This window comes from Leptothoe spongobia TAU-MAC 1115 (assembly GCF_018739885.1).
Lineage (GTDB): Bacteria > Cyanobacteriota > Cyanobacteriia > Phormidesmidales > Phormidesmidaceae > Leptothoe > Leptothoe spongobia.
The window spans coordinates 1-19,719 of the sequence record NZ_JADOES010000064.1 but is presented as its reverse complement, the minus strand read 5'-3'; the positions used below and the strand labels follow the sequence as shown (position 1 = coordinate 19,719).

At 46.2% G+C, this 19,719-nt stretch carries 12 protein-coding genes; 1 reads left to right on the top strand and 11 read right to left on the bottom strand.

The window, feature by feature from the left end; translation table 11 throughout:
- Positions 1-71 precede the first annotated feature (71 nt).
- The 9 genes from IXB50_RS21035 to IXB50_RS20995 all read right to left on the bottom strand — a co-directional run bounded on the left by IXB50_RS21035 (position 72) and on the right by IXB50_RS20995 (position 15,215).
- Entirely contained in the window at positions 72-3,497 is a 3,426-nt protein-coding gene (locus tag IXB50_RS21035) for a GAF domain-containing protein (protein WP_246564836.1), read from the bottom strand.
- Positions 3,498-3,566: 69 nt separating this feature from the next.
- Positions 3,567-4,112, bottom strand: coding sequence for a chemotaxis protein CheW (locus IXB50_RS21030; RefSeq protein WP_215610959.1), 546 nt, complete (start codon positions 4,110-4,112; stop codon positions 3,567-3,569).
- Between the two features lie 12 nt (positions 4,113-4,124).
- Positions 4,125-4,487 (bottom strand): response regulator transcription factor, encoded by a 363-nt coding sequence (locus IXB50_RS21025; protein ID WP_215610958.1) that lies wholly within the window; start codon positions 4,485-4,487, stop codon positions 4,125-4,127.
- Positions 4,488-4,568: 81 nt separating this feature from the next.
- The gene (locus tag IXB50_RS22335) at positions 4,569-5,837 is read right to left on the bottom strand and encodes a response regulator (RefSeq protein ID WP_246564835.1); all 1,269 of its coding nucleotides are present in this window, start codon (positions 5,835-5,837) and stop codon (positions 4,569-4,571) included.
- A gap of 249 nt (positions 5,838-6,086) precedes the next feature.
- Entirely contained in the window at positions 6,087-6,536 is a 450-nt protein-coding gene (locus IXB50_RS22915; RefSeq protein WP_215610957.1) for a hypothetical protein, read from the bottom strand.
- Between the two features lie 286 nt (positions 6,537-6,822).
- Positions 6,823-8,235: a hybrid sensor histidine kinase/response regulator gene (locus IXB50_RS21010; RefSeq protein ID WP_215610956.1), complete on the bottom strand. Its 1,413-nt coding sequence runs from the start codon at positions 8,233-8,235 to the stop codon at positions 6,823-6,825.
- An 8-nt stretch (positions 8,236-8,243) separates the two neighbouring features.
- A complete protein-coding gene (locus IXB50_RS21005; RefSeq protein ID WP_215610955.1) occupies positions 8,244-11,078 on the bottom strand; it encodes a CHASE2 domain-containing protein in 2,835 nt (944 codons plus the stop codon).
- A gap of 338 nt (positions 11,079-11,416) precedes the next feature.
- Positions 11,417-12,397, bottom strand: a complete 981-nt coding sequence (locus IXB50_RS21000; protein ID WP_246564834.1) for a DUF928 domain-containing protein — start codon at positions 12,395-12,397, stop codon at positions 11,417-11,419.
- A gap of 211 nt (positions 12,398-12,608) precedes the next feature.
- Positions 12,609-15,215, bottom strand: a complete 2,607-nt coding sequence (locus IXB50_RS20995; RefSeq protein ID WP_326520867.1) for a CHAT domain-containing protein — start codon at positions 15,213-15,215, stop codon at positions 12,609-12,611.
- A 465-nt stretch (positions 15,216-15,680) separates the two neighbouring features.
- Here IXB50_RS20995 and IXB50_RS20990 point away from each other — a divergent pair, with 465 nt between their 5' ends.
- The gene (locus IXB50_RS20990) at positions 15,681-18,353 is read left to right on the top strand and encodes a two-partner secretion domain-containing protein (RefSeq protein WP_246564833.1); all 2,673 of its coding nucleotides are present in this window, start codon (positions 15,681-15,683) and stop codon (positions 18,351-18,353) included.
- Positions 18,354-18,607: 254 nt separating this feature from the next.
- On the opposite strand, the gene IXB50_RS20985 is transcribed toward IXB50_RS20990, so the two are convergent.
- Together IXB50_RS20985 and IXB50_RS20980 are read right to left on the bottom strand one after the other, a co-directional pair.
- Positions 18,608-19,000, bottom strand: a complete 393-nt coding sequence (locus IXB50_RS20985) for a hypothetical protein (protein ID WP_215610954.1) — start codon at positions 18,998-19,000, stop codon at positions 18,608-18,610.
- Positions 19,001-19,011: 11 nt separating this feature from the next.
- Positions 19,012-19,527, bottom strand: coding sequence for a hypothetical protein (locus tag IXB50_RS20980; RefSeq protein WP_215610953.1), 516 nt, complete (start codon positions 19,525-19,527; stop codon positions 19,012-19,014).
- Positions 19,528-19,719 lie beyond the last annotated feature (192 nt).

Sequence of the window (19,719 nt, the reverse complement as noted above, 5' to 3'; positions counted from 1 at the left end):
CCAGTATGGCTGTAAATCCCTACTTTGAACTATTTGAGACGATACCAAGCTATGGCGAAAAATTAGTGACACTAACCATTTATCGCTAGTAGCTGGGTTTGGGTAGTGAAATGGCTAATTAAGTTAACAATTTTGGAAACTTTTTGAGAGGATTCGCTCAGCTGTTTTATCCGTTGATTGGTATCTGCCACTGTGGAACGAATTGCCATAATGCCATCCACCGTCAGGTTCATGGCTGTATCTCCGATCTGTACAGTCTGATTGGCCTGTTGTACAGCAACTTCTACCCGCTGGGCATCGTTCACAACCATTTCAGTGAAACTCATTATCTCCTGGACCCGCTTTAAGGTCTGCTCTAAGGAGTTTGTCTGCTGTTTAGCCTTGGTATTTAGAGCGCTAACTGAGGTTTCACTTAACTGAGATGTCTGATCTACTTGGTTAGCCGCCTGCTGTACTTCTAGAACAATTTTCTGGAGACTTTGGAGTGTATTGTTGTAGGCACTGGCAACGGTACCTACTTCGGTTTCTGTCACAGGAGCACGAACCGTTAGATCTCCTTCCAAGGCTGGACGCACTTCTGTTAGCAGTCGCATAACCTGCTGCTGCAAGAGCTCTTTAGATGTCTTTTCCCGTGTTGCTGTTGCTTCTAAAGCGATATTTTTTTTCTGCAACTGCTCTAAATAATCAGCTTGCTGTAGTGCTAAATTAAGCTGAGTTCCAATCCGGCGGGCAAACTCTACTTCGGTTTCTTTCCATTCGCGAGGACTATGGCACTGATGAATCGCAAATAAACCCCAGAGGATATCACCCTTGAGTAAGGGAATGACTAAGCTGGCCTTTACCTGCAGATCAGCCAGTAGCTCGACTAAGCAATTGGGCAAATCAAGGGTGTTGACATCATTGACGACCCAATTGCGACCGTTTTGATAGTTTTCTGCTTGACCTTCAGCAAAACAGTGATCTTGTATCTTAGTGGCCATGGCAGACCGTACGCCTGGAGCAATGTCTTCGACAACAAACTCACCCACACTGTAGTTAGTGGCTGGATCAAATTGGTACATCCCTACTCGATCTGCCTGGAGGATGTCACGGATGTCACGGGCTACTGTTTTCAGAGTGTGAGGTAGATCGATTGTTTTACGTAGGCGATCGATAATCTTGCTAATTAATTGTTCTTGCTGGGTTGTTAAGGCCAGTCGTTTTAGATAATCGGCCTGTTGCATGGCCGTGCCTACCTGCAAGCCAATTTGTTTCAGGGCATTAATCTCAGCTTCGGCCCATGACCGTGGGCTCTCATTTTGATAGGCACTCAGCACTCCCCAGAGTTGACCTTCATTAAAGATGGGGACGGCCATATAGGCGTGAATGCCAAAGTCCTCCAGCATTTCAATCTCTAACGGTGCATGGTCGGCCGCATAGATATTGTTAACGACTAAGCATTTTTGGTGGCGATAGGGACCTCCCCGCATTTTCTGCAAATTAGTCTTCGGCCAAAGGACAGACAGATTTTCCTCCCCGTCCGATTGAGCTTGACGGTTCACATTTGATTGGGAAATTAGTTCAGTGGTCCAGTCAGGGTTGAAGTGATGGAATGCGACGCGATCGCATTTCAACAGTTGCCGAACCGCCCGTTGAGTTACCATCAAGATCTGCTCAGTGTCCTGAGCTTGCAAAATCTGCGAAGCAATGTCGGACACTGATCGGCCAATTTGAGCCGCTTTGGTCATTTGGGTAGATTGTGCTTGCAGCTGGGCAACATAATCCGCTCCTTTAAGGCTCATTTCCATCTGACGGCTGATGTCTTGTAAAATTTTGACATCACTCTCTAGCCAATGGCGAGGGCCACTCTGTTGAAAGACACTTAGCAGTCCCCAAAGTTTTCCCCCTTGCCTGATAGCAACAATTAAGAAGGATTTAACCCCAAAGTGCTCTAAGGTTTGAATATGGCAGTCACTCAGCCCGGCTGTGTAAATATCATCTGCTAAAAACGGTTGCTCTGTGTTGCGAAATCGACCGCCTTGATGCTTTTGAACGTAGGTATCTTCCCAGGCACTCCCGACTAGTGATGGCCACCCACCAGAGCTAGATTCATAGATAAAGTCACCAAAATAATCTGGACGAAATTTGTAAATACAAACACGCTCAACCTTTAGGAGAGTTTGCACCTCTTGCACAGCGGTTTGATAAATCTTTTCGGCATAGGCCGTATTGCTAATTTTATTAATGATGTCAGGTAAAGCCTCTTGGTTTTCGGAGGCTCTGGCCGTTTCTGCTACGAGTTCTGTCTGATGCAGACTGACTCCCACCAGATCGCCCAGCTGAGTTAGCAGGTTGACATCATTGCGATCCCAGTATCGAGCCCCCCTGTGCTGATAGGCTCCTAGCAACCCCCAAAGCTTCTGTCCTTGATAAATGGCAACAATAGCACAAGCTTTGATGTCAAAATCCATTAAGGTCTCGACATGGCAAGGAGTAAGTGCTGGATCTTTCTCGACATGGTGGACAACAAATGGTTTAAATTGTCGAAAGACTCCTCCCTGATGGGTTTGTAGATGGCTATCGGCTAACACAACATCGACTATTGATGCCGCCTGACCCACTTTTGATTCAAAGATAAATTTCAGGCTGTAGTCTTGGCGAAACTGACAAATGGCTACACGATCAACATTGAGCAGCGTTTTAAGGCTACGAGTGACATGCCGAAAGATGGTTTCCTGATCAGACGACTGCCGGAGCTTCTCACTCATGCTAGCCAGCAACTGTCGTTCGGATTGAAACCGTAATGGCTGAAGTTTGAGCATGAGTTCGGTGCCGACCCGATCAAGTAAAGTAATCTCAGCATCGTTCCACTGGCGAGGGGCTGTACAAGTTTGAATGACCAATAAACCCCATAGCTGATCGTCTAAAAAGAGGGGGAGACTCAGACTAGCCTGTACTTGCAGGTGCTGAAAAAGTTGTACCTGGTAGGGGGTAACAGCGTCTTCCGCAATATTATTAATGCTGACAACTGCTTGTTGCTGATAGTGTTGAGTGGTCGTTGCACCAAAGGCTAGAGCATCTAATGCCTGCCCCAGGACCGGTCGATAGCCAGGGGTAAGGGTCTCGGCGATGACAGTGCCATGGGTAGCAGATTGAAATTGAAAAACTAAGGCTCGATCGATGGCAAACTGCTTGCGCAGCTCAGTAACGGTAATTTGATAGAGGTTTTCTAGATCCGTAGCTTGGGCCATGGCGTTTGCGATCGCAAACGGTCGTTTCCTTGGACTAGGAGAAAACAAAACAGCCTCTCCTGTCAAGGGCAGGGGAGGCACTGTATTAGCAACCCTTTCCAGAGGCTCTTTCTCCCCATGGGAAGATTGATCGTAGAGTGTTCCGCCAGCAGCAGGAATTGCCAATTCAGCTGCATCCAACTCAGCATCGTCCAGAAAATCTAGGTCGAAGGAATTTTCAAGATCTTTAGACTGTTTATCTGGACTGGTATTAGCAACGTTTGACATGGAAGACCCTCAGTAAATCAAATCAGCAATCATAAAATCGGCCATTAACTCGGCAAGACCAGAGAAAACCTAGGGCGGCCCCTGGAGTAGGGCTCCCACCATCGCAACTGGATCTAGAACTATTCCTTGATGATCTGGAAGATACCCTGTCACATAGGGAGCCAATGTGGGTGAACAGAGATCGTCGGTTTGTACATGAATTGATTCAGGTGCAATCAGCTCTATATCATCCACCTGCTCTACAACTAAACCCATCGACTGCTGTGCCGATTGCACCACAATAACCATTGGCTGATCCAGCAGAGGGACCTGAGTCCATAGAGGACGATCATCTAGCAAAGCATTTAAGTCAACTAACCAAAGAATCTCACCACGCCAATTACATACTCCCAGGATCGAACTCGGGAATTCTGGAACAGGCAAAATATCTGTCGTAGCTAACTGCTTTACTTCTGTAATATCTTGTAATGGCAACAATACTCCGTTTCCCCCAAAAAGTTTAAATCGAAGAAACCGCTGACGGGTATCCTCAGGCATAGGGGACAGCCCAAGTGGATCAGCTTGTAGCGAGAGCAGTTCTTGGGGGGAGTATTGTATATTGCTGGTAGATGTCATCCCTAAGTCTCCCTAATCCATCATCTGTTGCAGTGTTGCAACAAGTTGTTGCTGATCCACAGGCTTACTGAGATATGCATCGGCTCCTAGCATAGACCCCCAAAGCTTATCTGCCTCTGTGCTTTTAGTAGAGCAGATAACCACAGGAATATCTTGAGTTTGCTCATTGGTTTTTAGATTTCGACAGAACTCAAACCCACTTTGACCAGGCAGCACAACATCTAAAAAAACCATGTCAGGTAATTTAGCCTGAACCTTAAGTAGGGCTTCCTCACTGCTTTCCACACCGACGACCGTGATCCCAGACTGTTGGAGAAAATGGGTCAGTCGCTCTCTATCTGTCAAACTGTCTTCTACAATTAATGCAGTCACCATAGAACTCTCAACCCTTTGGATAAATTAAATCGACACTATCGCAGAACGGAATTATGAGACCCAACCTTTACCATTGAAACCTCAGACAGAGGGGGAAAGCTCAGAAGGTCTATGATTTTTACTTGCCACTTTCTTACGTTTGTGGATATATTTTTTGAGCACCTTTAAAACTTGTTGTTGTCGAATCGGTTTTCCCATAAAACCAGAAGCTCCCACTACTTTTGCCCTGACTCGATCAGCAATGCCATCATTGTTGGTAACAATAACAACGGGAGTCTCTCGAAAGGCGGAAATCCGACGAATCTGCGCACATAGCTCATAGCCATTGGCAACCGGCATCACCAAATCAAGAAAAATTAGCTGAGGCTTAATTTCTAATAATTGGGGTAAGGCCTGTAGCGGATCGGCAATATTAATGTAGCGATATCCGGCAGCTTGAATAATTTGAGCCATTGTCGCACTATCCGCCGGGCTATCGTCGATATAAAGCACCGTAGGACCATTGGCAGAGGGTTGTGTCAGCGGCGGAGTTTTTGGAGCAACCGAGGCACTAGACGTTATCTGAGAGTGAGTAGCAACATGAGAACGAGGCTGATTATGCGATCCCATAATAACCGCATCGATCTCCAGATCACCCACATCTACCATACGAATAAATTCACTGCGCACATGGGGCATCAGTGACAACGTTAAGGGGACCAACGGCTGTTTAACTCTCAAAGCCAAATTTCGAAGCGTTTGTTGGCCATCTATCAAACCAGTCAGGGTTCGAAACATGGCTAAAGATGTACGTTCCCGTAATTTTTGTGAATCGACAATAACAGGGGCCTGGTTAGGAAAAATATCAATCAGATTTGACTGTTCCCACGTTTGCCAGTCCTGTTGTACTTGTTTCCAGAGCTGAACATGCTGTAAACCAATACACGGGAATTTGGCCGCATCACGAGGAACCTCTTTATAGGCAAATAGCTTTCTAGATGTTCGAAAATTTAGGGTTTCTTGTTGAATAATGTCAAACAAAATTTCTGAAATGCATCCCACTACTAGCTTAGAAAACGGCTCTCGACCAAATTTCTTTCGCATCACTAATTTGGCCAGTGAATGGTAAGACAAGATTTGTTCCAGGTTATTGTTTTGTGGCATTAGCTCTGGACAATACCTGAGAAGCTGCCTATGCCAGCGGCGTCTTGAGTGAGTTTTCGTAGTTGCCCAAACAACCTGACCAACCAAGAAGTACAGATGCCAGGGAATCCTTCCTTCAGCCTGAATCGATAGAATCCCAGTAAACTGACGTTCTTTGCTGTGTTGGATTCTTCTATCTAGATTGGTAATGACCGGCATGGAGGACATACTTTTTAGCATCCTAGGCTTTGATGGCTCAGTAACAATTCTGCCCAGGAGCCCTCCTATAAAAGCATCCGCGATTCTACTTATCTATCTATCTATCTATCAAATAGCCATTATTCCGCTTATTTACGGATGAGATATCAAGACTCTCAAGTCTAAACTAATTAATAAAATAGGCCGCCACAAAGTGAGTTTTTGCAATGAAATCACAAAGACTATCAAGGGGCCATTACCGCTGAGTTGCCCATTGGCTCAGGAGAAATTGAAAGTGCTCATCGCTATGTCATTTTGGAGAGACTCGATATTGCGGGGGCTTGGTGGACGGTTGAGAAGGCTGAACAGCTCATGTCCTTGAGAGTATTGAGAGAAAATGATGACTGGGCTGATACCTTCTTCTGCGAGCAATTCAGCAATTTTAGGACGACTCAGATTTGTCCATTTAATCTGCTCATCCATCGGCGAACCCGCTGTATGCGGTGCAATCACTCTTAAAAAGGCGTCATCCAGGTTGTCGAATACCTCGAATGACGATTTTCTCCCATCCCCCGCACGACGAACCAGCAGACGGCTCATGTAACTGATACCACCATGCCCTAGTTTCAATGCTTCAATGCCCGCATATCGGCGACGATCCTTTTCTGACAGCGAGTGATAATAGCGCTGCAGTTGTATCCCTATTTCCTCGGGATATGCGGCTACCATAGCAATAATGAGAACGCTGTCTTGCTATCTTAGCTACTTTTGTAAGTCTGGAACTTATAGAATTCTTACTCCTAAGCAATCTCGGCATAAAGAGGGAGATGACTATGGGGGTATTGAGGCTGGCGTATCTCCAAGCCGCTTAAGATCCAAAAGAGTGAGGGAACGACACTTTTATAACAACTGGAGATAATTTGGGTGCTGGTTCCGCGTAATGGAAACAATGGCTGAAATACCTGCAGAGCAAGGATTTCATTGATATTCTCCTAAAATAGCTATATCCCTTGCATTACAAGCGTTTTGGCTGAATCATCCCATCAGGCGGAACCAGTAACCGTGTCGGTAAATCAATCGTAAAGGTTGTATCCTGACCCAGCGTAGAATCACAAGTTATTGTACCGCCATGTTTTTTAACAACAATCTGCTGACTAATGGACAATCCTAAACCAGTACCTTTACCGACAGGTTTCGTCGTAAAAAAGGGATTAAACAATTTTTCTCGAATTTTTTCTAGTATACCAGGGCCATTATCGGTAATGTGAATCATTACCCGATCATTATTACATACCTCAGTTAAAATCCGAATTTTGCTAGGGTTGATTTGGATATCTTCTATTGTTCTCTGTTGGTTATATTCCTCAATCGCATCAATCGCATTTGCCAGAATGTTCATAAATACCTGGTTAAGTTGACTGGGATAACATTCAACCATTGGTATATCGCCATATTGCTTCTTAATTTCAATGGCAGGTCTGTTATGACTAGCCTTTAGACGATGGTGTAAAATTAGAAGGGTGCTATCAATACCTTCATGAATGTCAACTGTTTTTATATCAGCTTCATCAAGCCGAGAGAAGTTTCTTAGAGATAAGACAATTTGACGAATGCGATCAGCTCCTATGTAAAGGGAGTCAAGCAGCTTCAAAAGATCTTTTTGCAAAAAATCAAGCTCAATCTCATTGATATGGTTCTGTAGTGCTTGAGAAGGACTTGAATATTCTTGTTGATAATGGCTTATTAAAGCTAACAATTCCTGAAAGTATTCTTTAGCAGGCCTAAGATTCCCATAAATAAAATTTACTGGATTATTGATTTCATGGGCAACACCAGCGACCATTTGTCCGAGGGATGACATCTTTTCACTTTGAACCAATTGCACCTGAGTGCGCTGAATTGTTTGAAGAGCTTCAGTAAGTTCGGCGGTTCTGACTTCTACTCGATTTTCTAGTTCCTGGTTTAGCTGGTGTAACTGAGCTTCAGCTATATTTTTTTCTCTGATTTCCTGATTCAGTAAGGTGTTTTGAGTTTCTAGCTTTTGTTGGAGATGATATATTTTAAGATGCAAATTAACACGAGCCAAAACTTCATCCTGCTGAAATGGCTTGGTAATATAATCGACTGCTCCCAGCTGTAAACCTTGAACTTTATCAACTGTCTCCGATAGAGCGGTCATGAAAATAATAGGAATTGATTGAGTATGGATATTGGCCTTTAATCTTTGGCAAACTCCAAATCCATTGATACCAGGCATCATCACATCTAATAAGATAAGGTCTGGAGGAGAATATACTGCTTGCTCGATAGCACTTTCACCATCGGTGGCAAATAGCGTTGTCCAACCAGCCTGCTGAATTGCTTCAGACAGTATCTGTAAGTTGGTGGGATTATCATCCACTAACAAGATTCTGGGTAATTCAGCCATAGGATCTCTCATACTTCTGATGTTATAAAAGATTGAATAAATTCTCGACTTTTCTTAGTTTGAAACCTATCAATTAGCTGCCTCAATTCTGTTGTAAAAGGTATTAACTGCGTATTTTTTCCCTCTAGTGCTTCTAAGATACCCTTCATCCTGTTAAGATCCCCCATCATGGATAAGTGATAGAGCTGTTCAAGCATTTCTCTGGAAGGAGGCAAGATTTTAGAACTAGCCATTGACGAAGGGTTCTTAAGTTGTGGAGATGAGGTGGTGTCAAGTTGTTCTGCATTACGTAGATCTATGGAACGGGAAGGATGGATCTCATCCGCGTTATAGATCCACTCCAGCTTGAGATTATGTTGTAAAACCCTAAATAATTCTTCCACCTGAAGGGGTTTGGGAAGGAAGTCATTCGCTCCTGCAGCTAAACTCTTGTGCCGATCAGTATCAAAAACGTAGGTGCTAGAAACTGCGATCACAACCTCTGGCTGTTGAGCACGGAGCTGTCGTAACAGTACTAAAGCATCCATGTCGGGGAGATCTAATTCCGTGATCACAAAGTCAGGCTGATAAGTAGCTGCTTGGGTTAGCCCCACTTCTCCATTATCGGCCTCAATCACCCGGAAGCCGATAGGTTTTAATAAACTTTCTACAGCCATACGACTTGCTTGATTGTTGTCAACAATCAAGACCACAGGCTGCCCTATTTTAATGCCAACAATCTGCTGAGCTTGTGACTGCGGAGTAGGAGGCAAAGTGAGACCAGAAAGTATTGGCAGCTCAATTGAGAAGATACTGCCTTCACCTAAATGACTATCCACCGTAATTGTCCCTTCCATGATGTTGACAATCCTTTGGGTAATAGCGAGCCCCAGTCCCGTACCTTTAGATTTGCGATGAATCTCACCTACTTGCTCAAAGGGTAAAAAGATAGTATCTAGTTGTTCGGAAGTCATGCCCACCCCCGTATCCTCAATTTGAAAACGGATCACTTGCAAAGTCTCAGTGTCTGAGGCGAGGATCGTTTCTACTGGATTTATACGAAAGATAACGTTCCCTTGATCGGTGAATTTGACAGCGTTTCCTAAGAGATTAGTTAAGATCTGACGCAGTCGCTTTTCGTCAGCGTGGATAACCTGAGGAAGATTTTGACTGACTTCAAGGGAAAAAGTAATGTCCTTTTCCTCAGCTTGTAGCCGAAAAATTTCAGAAACACTGCCAAGGAATCTGAAAAGGTTGAAATCAGCAGGTTGCAATTCCAGCTTGCGGGCTTCAATTTTTGAAAGATCTAGAATGTCATTAATTAATGTTAGTAAATGAGATCCACACTGATAAATCACGTTAATGTCTTTTCGTTCTTTATCAGCAAGAGTTTTGGAACGGTCTAAAATTTGGGCATAGCCTAAAATTCCGTTGAGGGGTGTACGCAGTTCGTGACTCATATTGGCTAAGAATTCGCTTTTTGCCTGGTTGGCAGCATCGGCAGCCTGTTTCGCCTTTGCGAGTTCTTGGGTGCGTGTTTCCACTTTAGTCTCTAGATTTTTAGAGTAATCCAGAAGCTGATTATTGGCATCTTCCAGCTGGCGGTTGACAACAGCAAGCTGAATATTGGTGTCTTCCAGATATTTTTGTTTTTTAGCATTGGTCGTGGCTACAACACTTACTGTTAAAGCCACTAATGGTGGTACTACCGGTATCAATACCCCCCCTAAAAAAATCAGATAGGCTCCTCCAGTCAGGGTGACTGCAGCCCCTAACGTAGGCCAAAAGACCCGGCCGACCAATATGTTCCGTTTTGAGTTCCCTGGGGTTTCTAGTAGCCAACTACCGCCTGAACCAAGCAGGACCCATACCCCGATCCAGATACCCTGCCAGAGATTGGAAAACCCCCTCAGGTTTGTGCGTCCATCGAGGGCACTCCGAATCAACTGACTGGCGATGTTAGCATGAACTATAACTCCAGGAGTAGGGCTTTGTGCAGTAAACCATGCATGACTATAGGGAGTTTCAAAAAAATCATTGGTACTGCTGGCAATCGAACCGATCAAAACAATACGATCGCGCATTAGTTCTGGTGAAACCTGACCAGACAATACCTCACTCATAGTGACTGTCGGAAATGCAGAGATGGGGCCTCGCCAATTCATGAGAATTTGATACCCTCCCAAATCGATTTCAGGGTAGCCAGCTTCTCTGCGAGCCATTGGGGTAAAAACGGCCTGACCGAGCTGAAATTTTTGTTGGTCCGCATCAATTGGCTCTAGCGTAATGCCTTCGGCCTCTAGATATTGCAGTGCGACTCGGGTGGCTAACCCAGCTTTGAGGCTGCTGTCTTTGCTATCTTCAGCGGTTAACAAGCCACGGCGGATGGTTCGATCAGCATCTAAAACCAGATCGGCTAAACCCACTTTTCCTAATGTATCCAAGACTGGGGGAGGAGCGATCCGGTTGTTGATAATCTTTTCAACACCAATTAGGTTAGGCATTGTGTTGAAAAGATTAACTAATTGCTCATATCCTGGCTCTTCTGGTAGATCTCGATAGAGATCTATGCCTACAACCCGAGGCTGATATGTCTGGATTTTCGTTAGTACCTCAGTCAGGGTTTGATCCGTAATGGGCCAATCACCAACACGTTTAATATCAGCCTCATTAATGGTGACAATAACGACTGAGTCCTCTACTGCTTCAGCTGGTCGAAGCCGAAAGAATGCATCTCGAAGCTGCCATTCCAATAAGTTGAATACGCCTAACCAATTGCCCACAACAACAGCTATTGACACTGCTGGCAAAATGATGAAAATGCTTTGCTTCTGACGGATTAGAGAACTGAGTCGGGGCAACATAGATTGTTTCCAATACGATGAAACATCGTTTTAGATGTAACCGTCCCAGGAACTTGAAAACGACTAAAACCTCAACGAATTTAATAAGGTTTCAGCCTTTTGAAAATCCATAATTGACCATCAAAATCGCTGAAACGACCAAATTTCGTTAAACGCCAGGGACGGTTACTTTTAGATGTTTTTAGATAGGGATTCCCGTTCAAATTTTAGGTAGCAAAAATAGCTATTGCTTTAAAGCGAAATTCTACCCTAATCAAAGAGATCTATTAGTAAGAAAAAATCAGTAAAATGAGAACGGAAATGGACAGAGTTTGAATGTCTGCCCAGTTTCTAATCTGTTAGTTAACAGTAATGGGAGCTGTCGAAATTTCCATTAAACCAACGGACTCCAACAATTCTTTCCAATGTCCTACAATAGTCTCATCAGGTTGGGTTGTATGCAAAGTGGCTAGCTTTGCAACAGTGTCATACCAAATCCCCTGGGAACCCAACGCTGCAATATTTTCTAACGTACTACCCTGTTCAAGGGTATGGGCCAGTTCATCATTGGGATCAATGCGCTGAATCCAACCATCTACAAAGGGACTGGTTGTGTTGATCACACCATTCAGTTTGAGAGCAAAATACCATTGGTAGTTTTGACCAACCACTAGTTCAGGAGAATCTCCCGGTAATTGGACAGCAATTACCCCACCCTCTCCCGATACAGGCACTGACATTTGGTAAACCAGATTTCTATCTTCATTCTTAAGGGTAAAAATGGCCTCCTGTGCTGAGGATGCGGGTAAATACACCAAAATTCTGGGGTGAGCTGATAGAGTGGTGCCATAGAAGCTCTCTGGCATCAAGGCCATCATTTGGGCAGCCCCACCATTTTCGTCAGTATAGCTGCCATAGGTATTGGTACGGGATGCAGCTCCTGCAGTTTGTTGCGGTGCTACATAATCTTTTGGCGGTGTAAAGAAGCTGCCTCGCGAAGCTCCCCCGGCTGCTGAATGGGGGGCAGAGGTATCCGGTGGTGGTGTAAAGAAACCACCCCTTGTCCCACCACCCGTTGCCTGACGGGGAGCCGAACTATCAGAAGGTGGAACAAAAAGACCACTGCGTGAAGCCCCCCCAGTTGCCTGACGGGGAGCCGAACGATCAGAGGATGGAACAAAAAAGCTACCTCGCGAGGCACCACCCGTTGCTTGACGGGGAGCGGAATTATTGGGAGAGGGGGTAAAGGAAATCGCATGGGCCATCCCAAATTGAGTCCATGCGGTTCCGATCACCAGGATTACTGCACCCCAGATACTCGTAAACCATTTTCGTTTCATAACATGTCTCCAAAAATTGAAGCAAGTGACATTTGATACGTTTTCGAAGTATCAAGCAGGGATTCAAGAACTCTGAAGAAAGGGGGGAATTTTGTTTCAAAACCTAAACTCAGGAATTTTGCTGAAGCCCTCAACTCAATCCTAGGTATCCTGTACAGTAGGTAACAGAGTATTTTCCCGTATTTTTATACCAATTTTGTCAGTGTTATCACTATAACCAGTTGCCAACAAGGGTGTAGGTGGACCAAAAGAAAGGATCACTGTAGGTGGGATTTGAGAGTAAGGTTAGCTGTGCCCTACGCAAGGCTTCAGCTTTGCTGATGCCAGGGACCTGGAGCTGTTGATAAAAATCAGTCATTAGGAGGGCAGCAGCCTGATCTTTGACGGGCCACAGGGTGGCAATCGTGGAGCGTGCCCCTGACTTAACAGCCAAACCAGCCAGCCCCAACACCGCTCGGTCATCTCCTGCTGCCGTATCACAGGCACTGAGTACAAGCAGTTCAATAGCATGGCCTTGATGATTTTCGTGGCTTTGCAACATTTCAGATAATTCCCTAACGGACAAGCGTCCTTCCCAAGTCAACAAAAATGTATCTTCGAGCCTGGAACTAAACTGGCCATGGGTAGCTAAATGAACAAGATTTGATGGGCTATTGCTAACGGTATCGGCCAGAGCTTCACTGGTGAACTCCTGATTAAGTAAGGTATTAGCTGACATTGTTTTGCTAATATCGGTCACTTCCGACGCGACAGCCGGTAGGGCACTAAAGCCATTACGAGCCTCACTGATACCGCCAACAATTGCCTCAGGCGTAATTGAACCGAGTGTTTGTGACGCCATCAGTTGCAGACCTGGTGATAGGGCAACAGCATGTTTTTCAATTAAGTAATGTTCTCCATCATGGAGGGCAGATACAGGTACATTGCGTAGCAAACCATCCAGCACAAATACCAGTGTTTGAGTTTTTTCCAATGTATCTGCTTGTGGCAGGATCAGCCAGTCATAAACCTGTTGAGAAAGCTCTAATCGCTTAGCGTTATCTAGCGCTGGGTGAAGGTAGGTCAGCAACTCTCGCAAGGTTTCTTCTACCACCGTCGAGGATACGGGAATAGCATGATAGCGTAATGGTTGTCCTGGAGTTGAGAGAACAACGGCTAAATGATCGGGCAGAATGATTGGGTAAATAACTGCTGCCTGTGAATCCACTTGATCAATCTGTTGGGCCTCAACATCCAGACAAGCTTCCCGAAAGAAGTTATCAAGTTCCGCTAGCTGCAGAGCCTCAATAACTTCCCTAGCTTGTTCTAAATCAGTTTGGTTAGGACTGCCCTCTAATAAGAGAGCCACAAACTCACGATAAACTGGTTCGACACTCTCGCGATATGAGAACTGAGCATCTGGATTGATGGCAACAAGATCTCCTCGCAAGGTTTGCAGGGCATTGACGGCTTCTGTGTAAGCTGAGATCGCAGCCTGCTTTTGGCCCTGCTTTTTAAGCACGCGCCCCAGCTGCCAGGCCGATTGGGCAACAATGTCATTAGCCTGGTGCGCACGAGCAGTGGTTAGTGATTTTTGAGTCAGTTCCAAAGCCTCACTCCATTGACCATTCTTTTCATAGAGCTTGCCCCACTGCTGTAAGGCATAGGCTTCAGCTTGACCATCTCTTAGCATGCGAGCTGACTGGACAGCCTGGGCCAGAAGCTTACCCTGGCTCTGGGCAGATAGCGGTTGTTTTTGAGGCTCAACCTTGGCTAAACTAGCGACAAAGTTGACGGCTCCATAAACGGCTGTACGACTGGGCTGTAAAGTCATTAATTGTTGATGGATCGGGGGAATCAACTCAGCAATCGACTGCCAGGGAGCATAATCCACATAAAGCCGGAGCCGACTGAGTTGAGCCTGCAGTCGAGCCGATGGATTTAGAGCTGTTTGTTCTGCTTGCTCAAAGAATGACAAGGCAGCGTCCGGGTCCCCCCAATCGGTTGCCGTAATCCCTAAGCTCAAATAGGTGGTACTTAGCTCAGTAATCGCATTAATATTTTGCGCAATTTCTGCGCTGTTCAACAAAATGTCTCGGCTAGTGGACAAATCACCAATTACCCGGTGAGCCACTCCCAAACTCCGTAATCCGCTCACTTTGAGATCCGAATCTGGTAAGGCGACAAGCTGCTGGTAAATCGACTCCAGTTGCTGTCTTGAGCGGCGATAAAATCCTAGGCTTTGTAGAGCCTGGGCTTGGTTAATCTGGCTACCCAAGGCACCCAGTGTATCGCCAGCCTGCTGATAAAATGTCTGCGCATTTTCCCAGGTTTCCAGAGCAGCTTCAGCCTGCCCCATGTGTAATTGCAAACTCGCTTGAGTGTTAAGAGCTTGAGCCCAGACAATTGCCTCGGTTTCCATGCCTGAAGACTGTAAAATATCGAGACTTTGGGCAGTTGCCTGTTGGGCTTGCTCCCACTGATTTAAAGCTTGATAGGCCAGGGAGAGATAACTGAGGCTCAAGGCCTGATTGAGGTAATCTTTATCACTGGCGTAAGCTTGAGTAGCAGCTTGCCAGGTTGTAGCTGCCTCAGAAAAGTGACCGGCTGCGTAGAGTGCTCGACCTTCATCAATGGCAGTGTTTGAGCTAGCAGCCATTGTCACAGGAACCACATCTGAGGGCGCTATTGCCTGAACAGGCTGGGTGGTCAAAACCAGTAAACTACTGAGTAGCCCCAGGATAATATGGGGCCAACGAGAACCAGGAATCCGGTATTGCCTTCGTTGGAAAATCATGGATTTTTGTTCAATAAAGTAGGCTTGTATAAAATTAACCACCACTGGTTACTTGGGTGTCTATGGTGGGATCTGCAGTAACCGTTTGGGCATGAGTTGAAGGAATGCAAATTAAAAGGCAGTCTACATCTAAAATTGTTGATATTGATTGACTAAAGCACACCATTATCATGCTGGGGATAACAGCCGTTCTCATCAAATTTGTAGAACATTAATCTGAAGAGTACCCAATTCCAACAAAAACATGAATTTGGGATGCCGCACTCTATGATAAATTCAGCACAATTGCGCAGTTTGATTTTATTAATATGAGAGTGGAATTGAGAGTGGAATAACAACCAAAATCAATATGAGAAATGGGTGATTTCACACAGACCAGTTTTAATGATTCGTAACTCTCCTTTTGCTATTTCTTTTTGCTATTCCTGGTTATCTTGTGCTCACGGATCGAGTTACCTCAAATGTATGCCAGGGCACACTATAGACTGATGGCTTGGGATTATTGTGATGAAAGTTCAGTCGGGCATCCTCTTGTTAAGTCTGGGATTGGGGATGATGATCGGTGTGAAGGATGCCAGGGCTCAGGTTGTTTCTGATGGGAGCTTGTCCACTACTGTCACGGGTGCTCCCAACTACACAATCACCGGTGGAGCCAGTGCTGGCAACAATCTTTACCATAGTTTCAGTCAGTTTTCAGTGCCGACGGGTGGGTCCGCCGCGTTTGACAATGTTGCCACGGTTGAGAATATCTTTGCACGGGTAACCGGGGGCACAGCATCCCATATTGACGGGGCGCTGCAGACGAATGGCACGGCTAATTTGTTTTTGCTAAACCCATCTGGAATTCTGTTTGGTCCCAATGCCAGTTTGAATATTGGCGGCTCCCTCACGACAACGACTGCGGATAGTCTGCTCTTCCCCAATGACATTCAGTTCAGTGCTACGGATACAGCCATTGCCCCGCTTTTGACTGTGAGTGCGCCGATCGGTCTGCAATTGGGTACGAATGCGGGACCCATCACAGTCCAGGTACCCGCCACTCCCGGTTTCCCTGCGCCTACTTCGAATTTTGCTGTAGCCTCAAATCAAACCCTGGCAATGGTTGGGGGACAAATCAATTTCAATAATGGGGCCAACATTTCTGTGCCCGATGGTCATGTGGAAGTGTGGGCCCTGCAGAATGGCACTGTGAATATACCGACGACTGGCAATTGGCAATTAGCCAGCTCATCCACTTCGCCAACATGGGGCAATGTCACCCTTAGTCAGGTTTCCTCTATCGATGCCAGTGGAGCCAATGGGGGGGCAATTAACATTCGTGGACGCGGTCTAACAGTACAGGAGGGCTCAACCATCAGGTCGCTTACTTTTGCTGGGCAAGGACAAGGTATCACCGTCCAAACCACAGAATTTGTTGACCTGTTGGGGGTTTCTTTACCAGGCCAAATTTTCCCAGGGATTGAAACTTCTGTCGGTGCCTTTTTTGGGCCTCCAGCGTTCGGACGTGCTGGGGATGTGAGTGTGAGGGTTGAAAATGGACGCTTACGCTTAAGAAATGGAGCAGGACTCCTATCTTCCTCCAATGGTGATAACTCCCGATCAGGAGATGTCTTCGTGCACGCTTCAGATATTGAATTAGTTGGAGTTAATGGTGGTTTGGCAGTCACACCAACGGCTATTTCGACAACCCTCTTCGCTGGCACGAATAACGAAAGTGGTAACATCACCGTCGAAGCAGATCGCATCCGTTTACAAGATGGTGGATTAATTAGTACATCTTTAGTAAGTTTGAACCCTACCGTTTCTCTGACAGGCACAACGGGGGATATTTCGATTCGAGCAACTGAGAGCTTTGAAATCTCAGGAGCCACACCTTCAGGTACGCTATCTGGAGTAGGTACAGGAATTGAGCTGTTTACAGAAGGACAGGCTGGAGACATTGCGATCGATGTTGGGCGGTTACAACTTTATAATGGAGGGTCAATTCGGAGCAATTTGGCAGGTATAGGCCAAGCTGGAAATATCTCTATCCAAGCAACAGAGGTGACTGTCAGTGACCCCCAAGTGGATGTGACTACCCTTTTGCCTGGGGGCATTACGGTCGCTGTCGGTAGCAATGCCATCGGACTGGGTGGAAATGTTAATCTAACGGCTGACCGTCTACGGCTCTTCGATGGTGGTCAACTTTCATCTGCCAGCTCGGGTCAAGGGACCGCAGGCAGTGTCAACTTAACTGTTAACAGCATAGATGTTCAGGGTATTTCTCCATCGTTAGTCAATGGAGAATCTCTACCCAGTTCTATTACAGCCTCGGCGAACTCTAGTTTTAATGCTGGGTCAGTTAACATTGAGTCAGATAGCCTCCAGGTCCGCGATGGGGCTCAAGTGACCGTCAGCAATACGGGTTCAGGCAATGCGGGTAATCTTAACGCCAATGCCCGCACCATCTTTCTCGATAATGGCGGGAGTCTGAGCGCCGAGGTCAATGGTGGCGGTCAGGGGAATATTTACTTGCAAGCCACGGATACGCTGGTGTTGCGTCATGGCAGCAATATTACCACCAATGCCCAGGGGACCTCTACCGGTGGCAATATCAATATCGATGCCCGCTTTATCGCAGCGGTCCCCTCTGAGAACAGCGATATTGTTGCCAATGCCGTTCAGGGGGCTGGCGGCAATATTCAAATCACCACCGACGGGATTTTTGGTCTGGAATTTCGGCCCCAAGTGACCCCAGAAAGTGATATCACCGCCAGTTCTGAATTTGGTGTCAGTGGCACTGTGACTATCAATGATTTTAGTCTGGACCCCAGTTCAGGATTAGTCGAACTGCCAACGGGTCTGGCTGACTCAAGTAACCAGGTCGCCCAGGGATGCGCGGCTAGCAATGGCAATACCTTTATGGTCACAGGACGAGGCGGCATGTCTGAAAATCCAGTAGCGATGATGAATCGCGATCTCACCTGGACCGATACCCGCAATCTCTCCGCCTTTCGCAACAATCCTACAACTACTGGGCAAACACAAGGTTATGCCCCTACGGATGATTTTATCTCTCTTATAGAGGTCAACACCTGGTATACCAATTCCTCTAGCCAAGTTGAACTGATTGCTAACGATACAGATCGACGTTCGCCACAGTCTTATGCTACATGCTCCATTCCAACTCTCATGCCCTAATTCTGGAGAATGCAGCAGGGCTAAGAGACATAACAAAAGCCGAACTGGCTACACGCATTATTAGAGTAAGGTTTCAAGAGGATGTAACGCTTCTAACAAGAGCCGATATTACAGCAAAGTTTCGTAGACTCTCAGCCATCATAGGATTTATCTGAAAAAATATCTCGCGAAAGAGATTGTTATAAATGGTATTGGTTACAAGGTTCAACACTACGAACTGACCCAACATCTTCACCAAAACACGAAAACGTGATTTAACGTTCCATCTCTGATTCAGTATGTTTCTGCACGGGTACTACCCGTTGACGTCCCTGCAGCTGTCCCATCGCCTCGCGCACCGTCGATTTCGCATAGCGAGTCATGGTCATGGTTGCCACCTGTTTCACATGCACTTGATGCTGCACATAAGGTCCCTGGAGCAACATCAGACAAACCTCTTTCGCTGGTTTCCCAGACTTCAGTGCTGCCAACGCTACTGAATCATCTAGCTTAATAGCAGCCCAGTCATTCTGAGTAAAACGCTGATAGAGCTCGGTATAGTCAATCTCCGGTTCCCCAATCACCCGACGGCTCACCTCCAGATAGGTTTGACGGACCGCTTTTCCTGCTTCAGTTTTCGTCTCTTTAGGCTTGGGAAGATCACTCACAGTGTCATCACTCAACTAACCACATCATCAACTTCAGGCGCACCGAAGTCTACGTCATCAAGGTCGCCCAGCTCACTGCCATCCATGAGGACACCCTGCTCTAGAGGAGGAGACATAGGCAGCGGACTATCCACCGATAATCCACTGCCCCGAATGGCGTCAGCAATCGTCTGAAAGCCGGATTCCAGGATGCTTTCTAATCTGTCGCCAGAGATGGACGCGGTTCTAGCTCGGCTGGTGATGGGATTGGGAAGCTGGTAGCGATCGCACAAAGTATCAATCTGCTTCACCAACTGCTCCACACAGACACCGGCCACTGCCTGCACCTGCTCCTCACTCATTTTCCCCCGCTCCTCCTCCGCCAGCGGACGATAAAATGCCGTGATCGCATCCATCGCCCGCTGCCGACCCTGTCGACTGGTGAAGGCATCGTTATTGATTAGATAGTCCAACACCACCGCCGTGGACGAAGGAAACTGAGCATTGTAGACAAACTTCACCCGGTCAGACTTGCTATCCTCTGCCATTAAGCCGCTCCTTGCAGTTGTGTCATCTCACCCAACAGGGCCTGGAACAGCCCAAAACAGTCCGTCATTCGTATCGGGATGGACCCCATCTCATGGGTTTCCGGTAATTGCTCCCGGTTAGTGTCACTAATTTTTCGCCATAGCTTGGTATCGTCTCAAATAGTTCAAAGTAGGGATTTACAGCCATACTGG

Coding starts and splice junctions, on each gene's coding strand:
- IXB50_RS21035 (WP_246564836.1), bottom strand. CDS start 3,497: ATGTCAAACGTTGCTAATACCAGTCCAGATAAACAGTCTAAAGATCTT.
- IXB50_RS21030 (WP_215610959.1), bottom strand. CDS start 4,112: ATGACATCTACCAGCAATATACAATACTCCCCCCAAGAACTGCTCTCG.
- IXB50_RS21025 (WP_215610958.1), bottom strand. CDS start 4,487: ATGGTGACTGCATTAATTGTAGAAGACAGTTTGACAGATAGAGAGCGA.
- IXB50_RS22335 (WP_246564835.1), bottom strand. CDS start 5,837: ATGTCCTCCATGCCGGTCATTACCAATCTAGATAGAAGAATCCAACAC.
- IXB50_RS22915 (WP_215610957.1), bottom strand. CDS start 6,536: ATGGTAGCCGCATATCCCGAGGAAATAGGGATACAACTGCAGCGCTAT.
- IXB50_RS21010 (WP_215610956.1), bottom strand. CDS start 8,235: ATGGCTGAATTACCCAGAATCTTGTTAGTGGATGATAATCCCACCAAC.
- IXB50_RS21005 (WP_215610955.1), bottom strand. CDS start 11,078: ATGTTGCCCCGACTCAGTTCTCTAATCCGTCAGAAGCAAAGCATTTTC.
- IXB50_RS21000 (WP_246564834.1), bottom strand. CDS start 12,397: ATGAAACGAAAATGGTTTACGAGTATCTGGGGTGCAGTAATCCTGGTG.
- IXB50_RS20990 (WP_246564833.1), top strand. CDS start 15,681: ATGAAAGTTCAGTCGGGCATCCTCTTGTTAAGTCTGGGATTGGGGATG.
- IXB50_RS20980 (WP_215610953.1), bottom strand. CDS start 19,527: ATGGCAGAGGATAGCAAGTCTGACCGGGTGAAGTTTGTCTACAATGCT.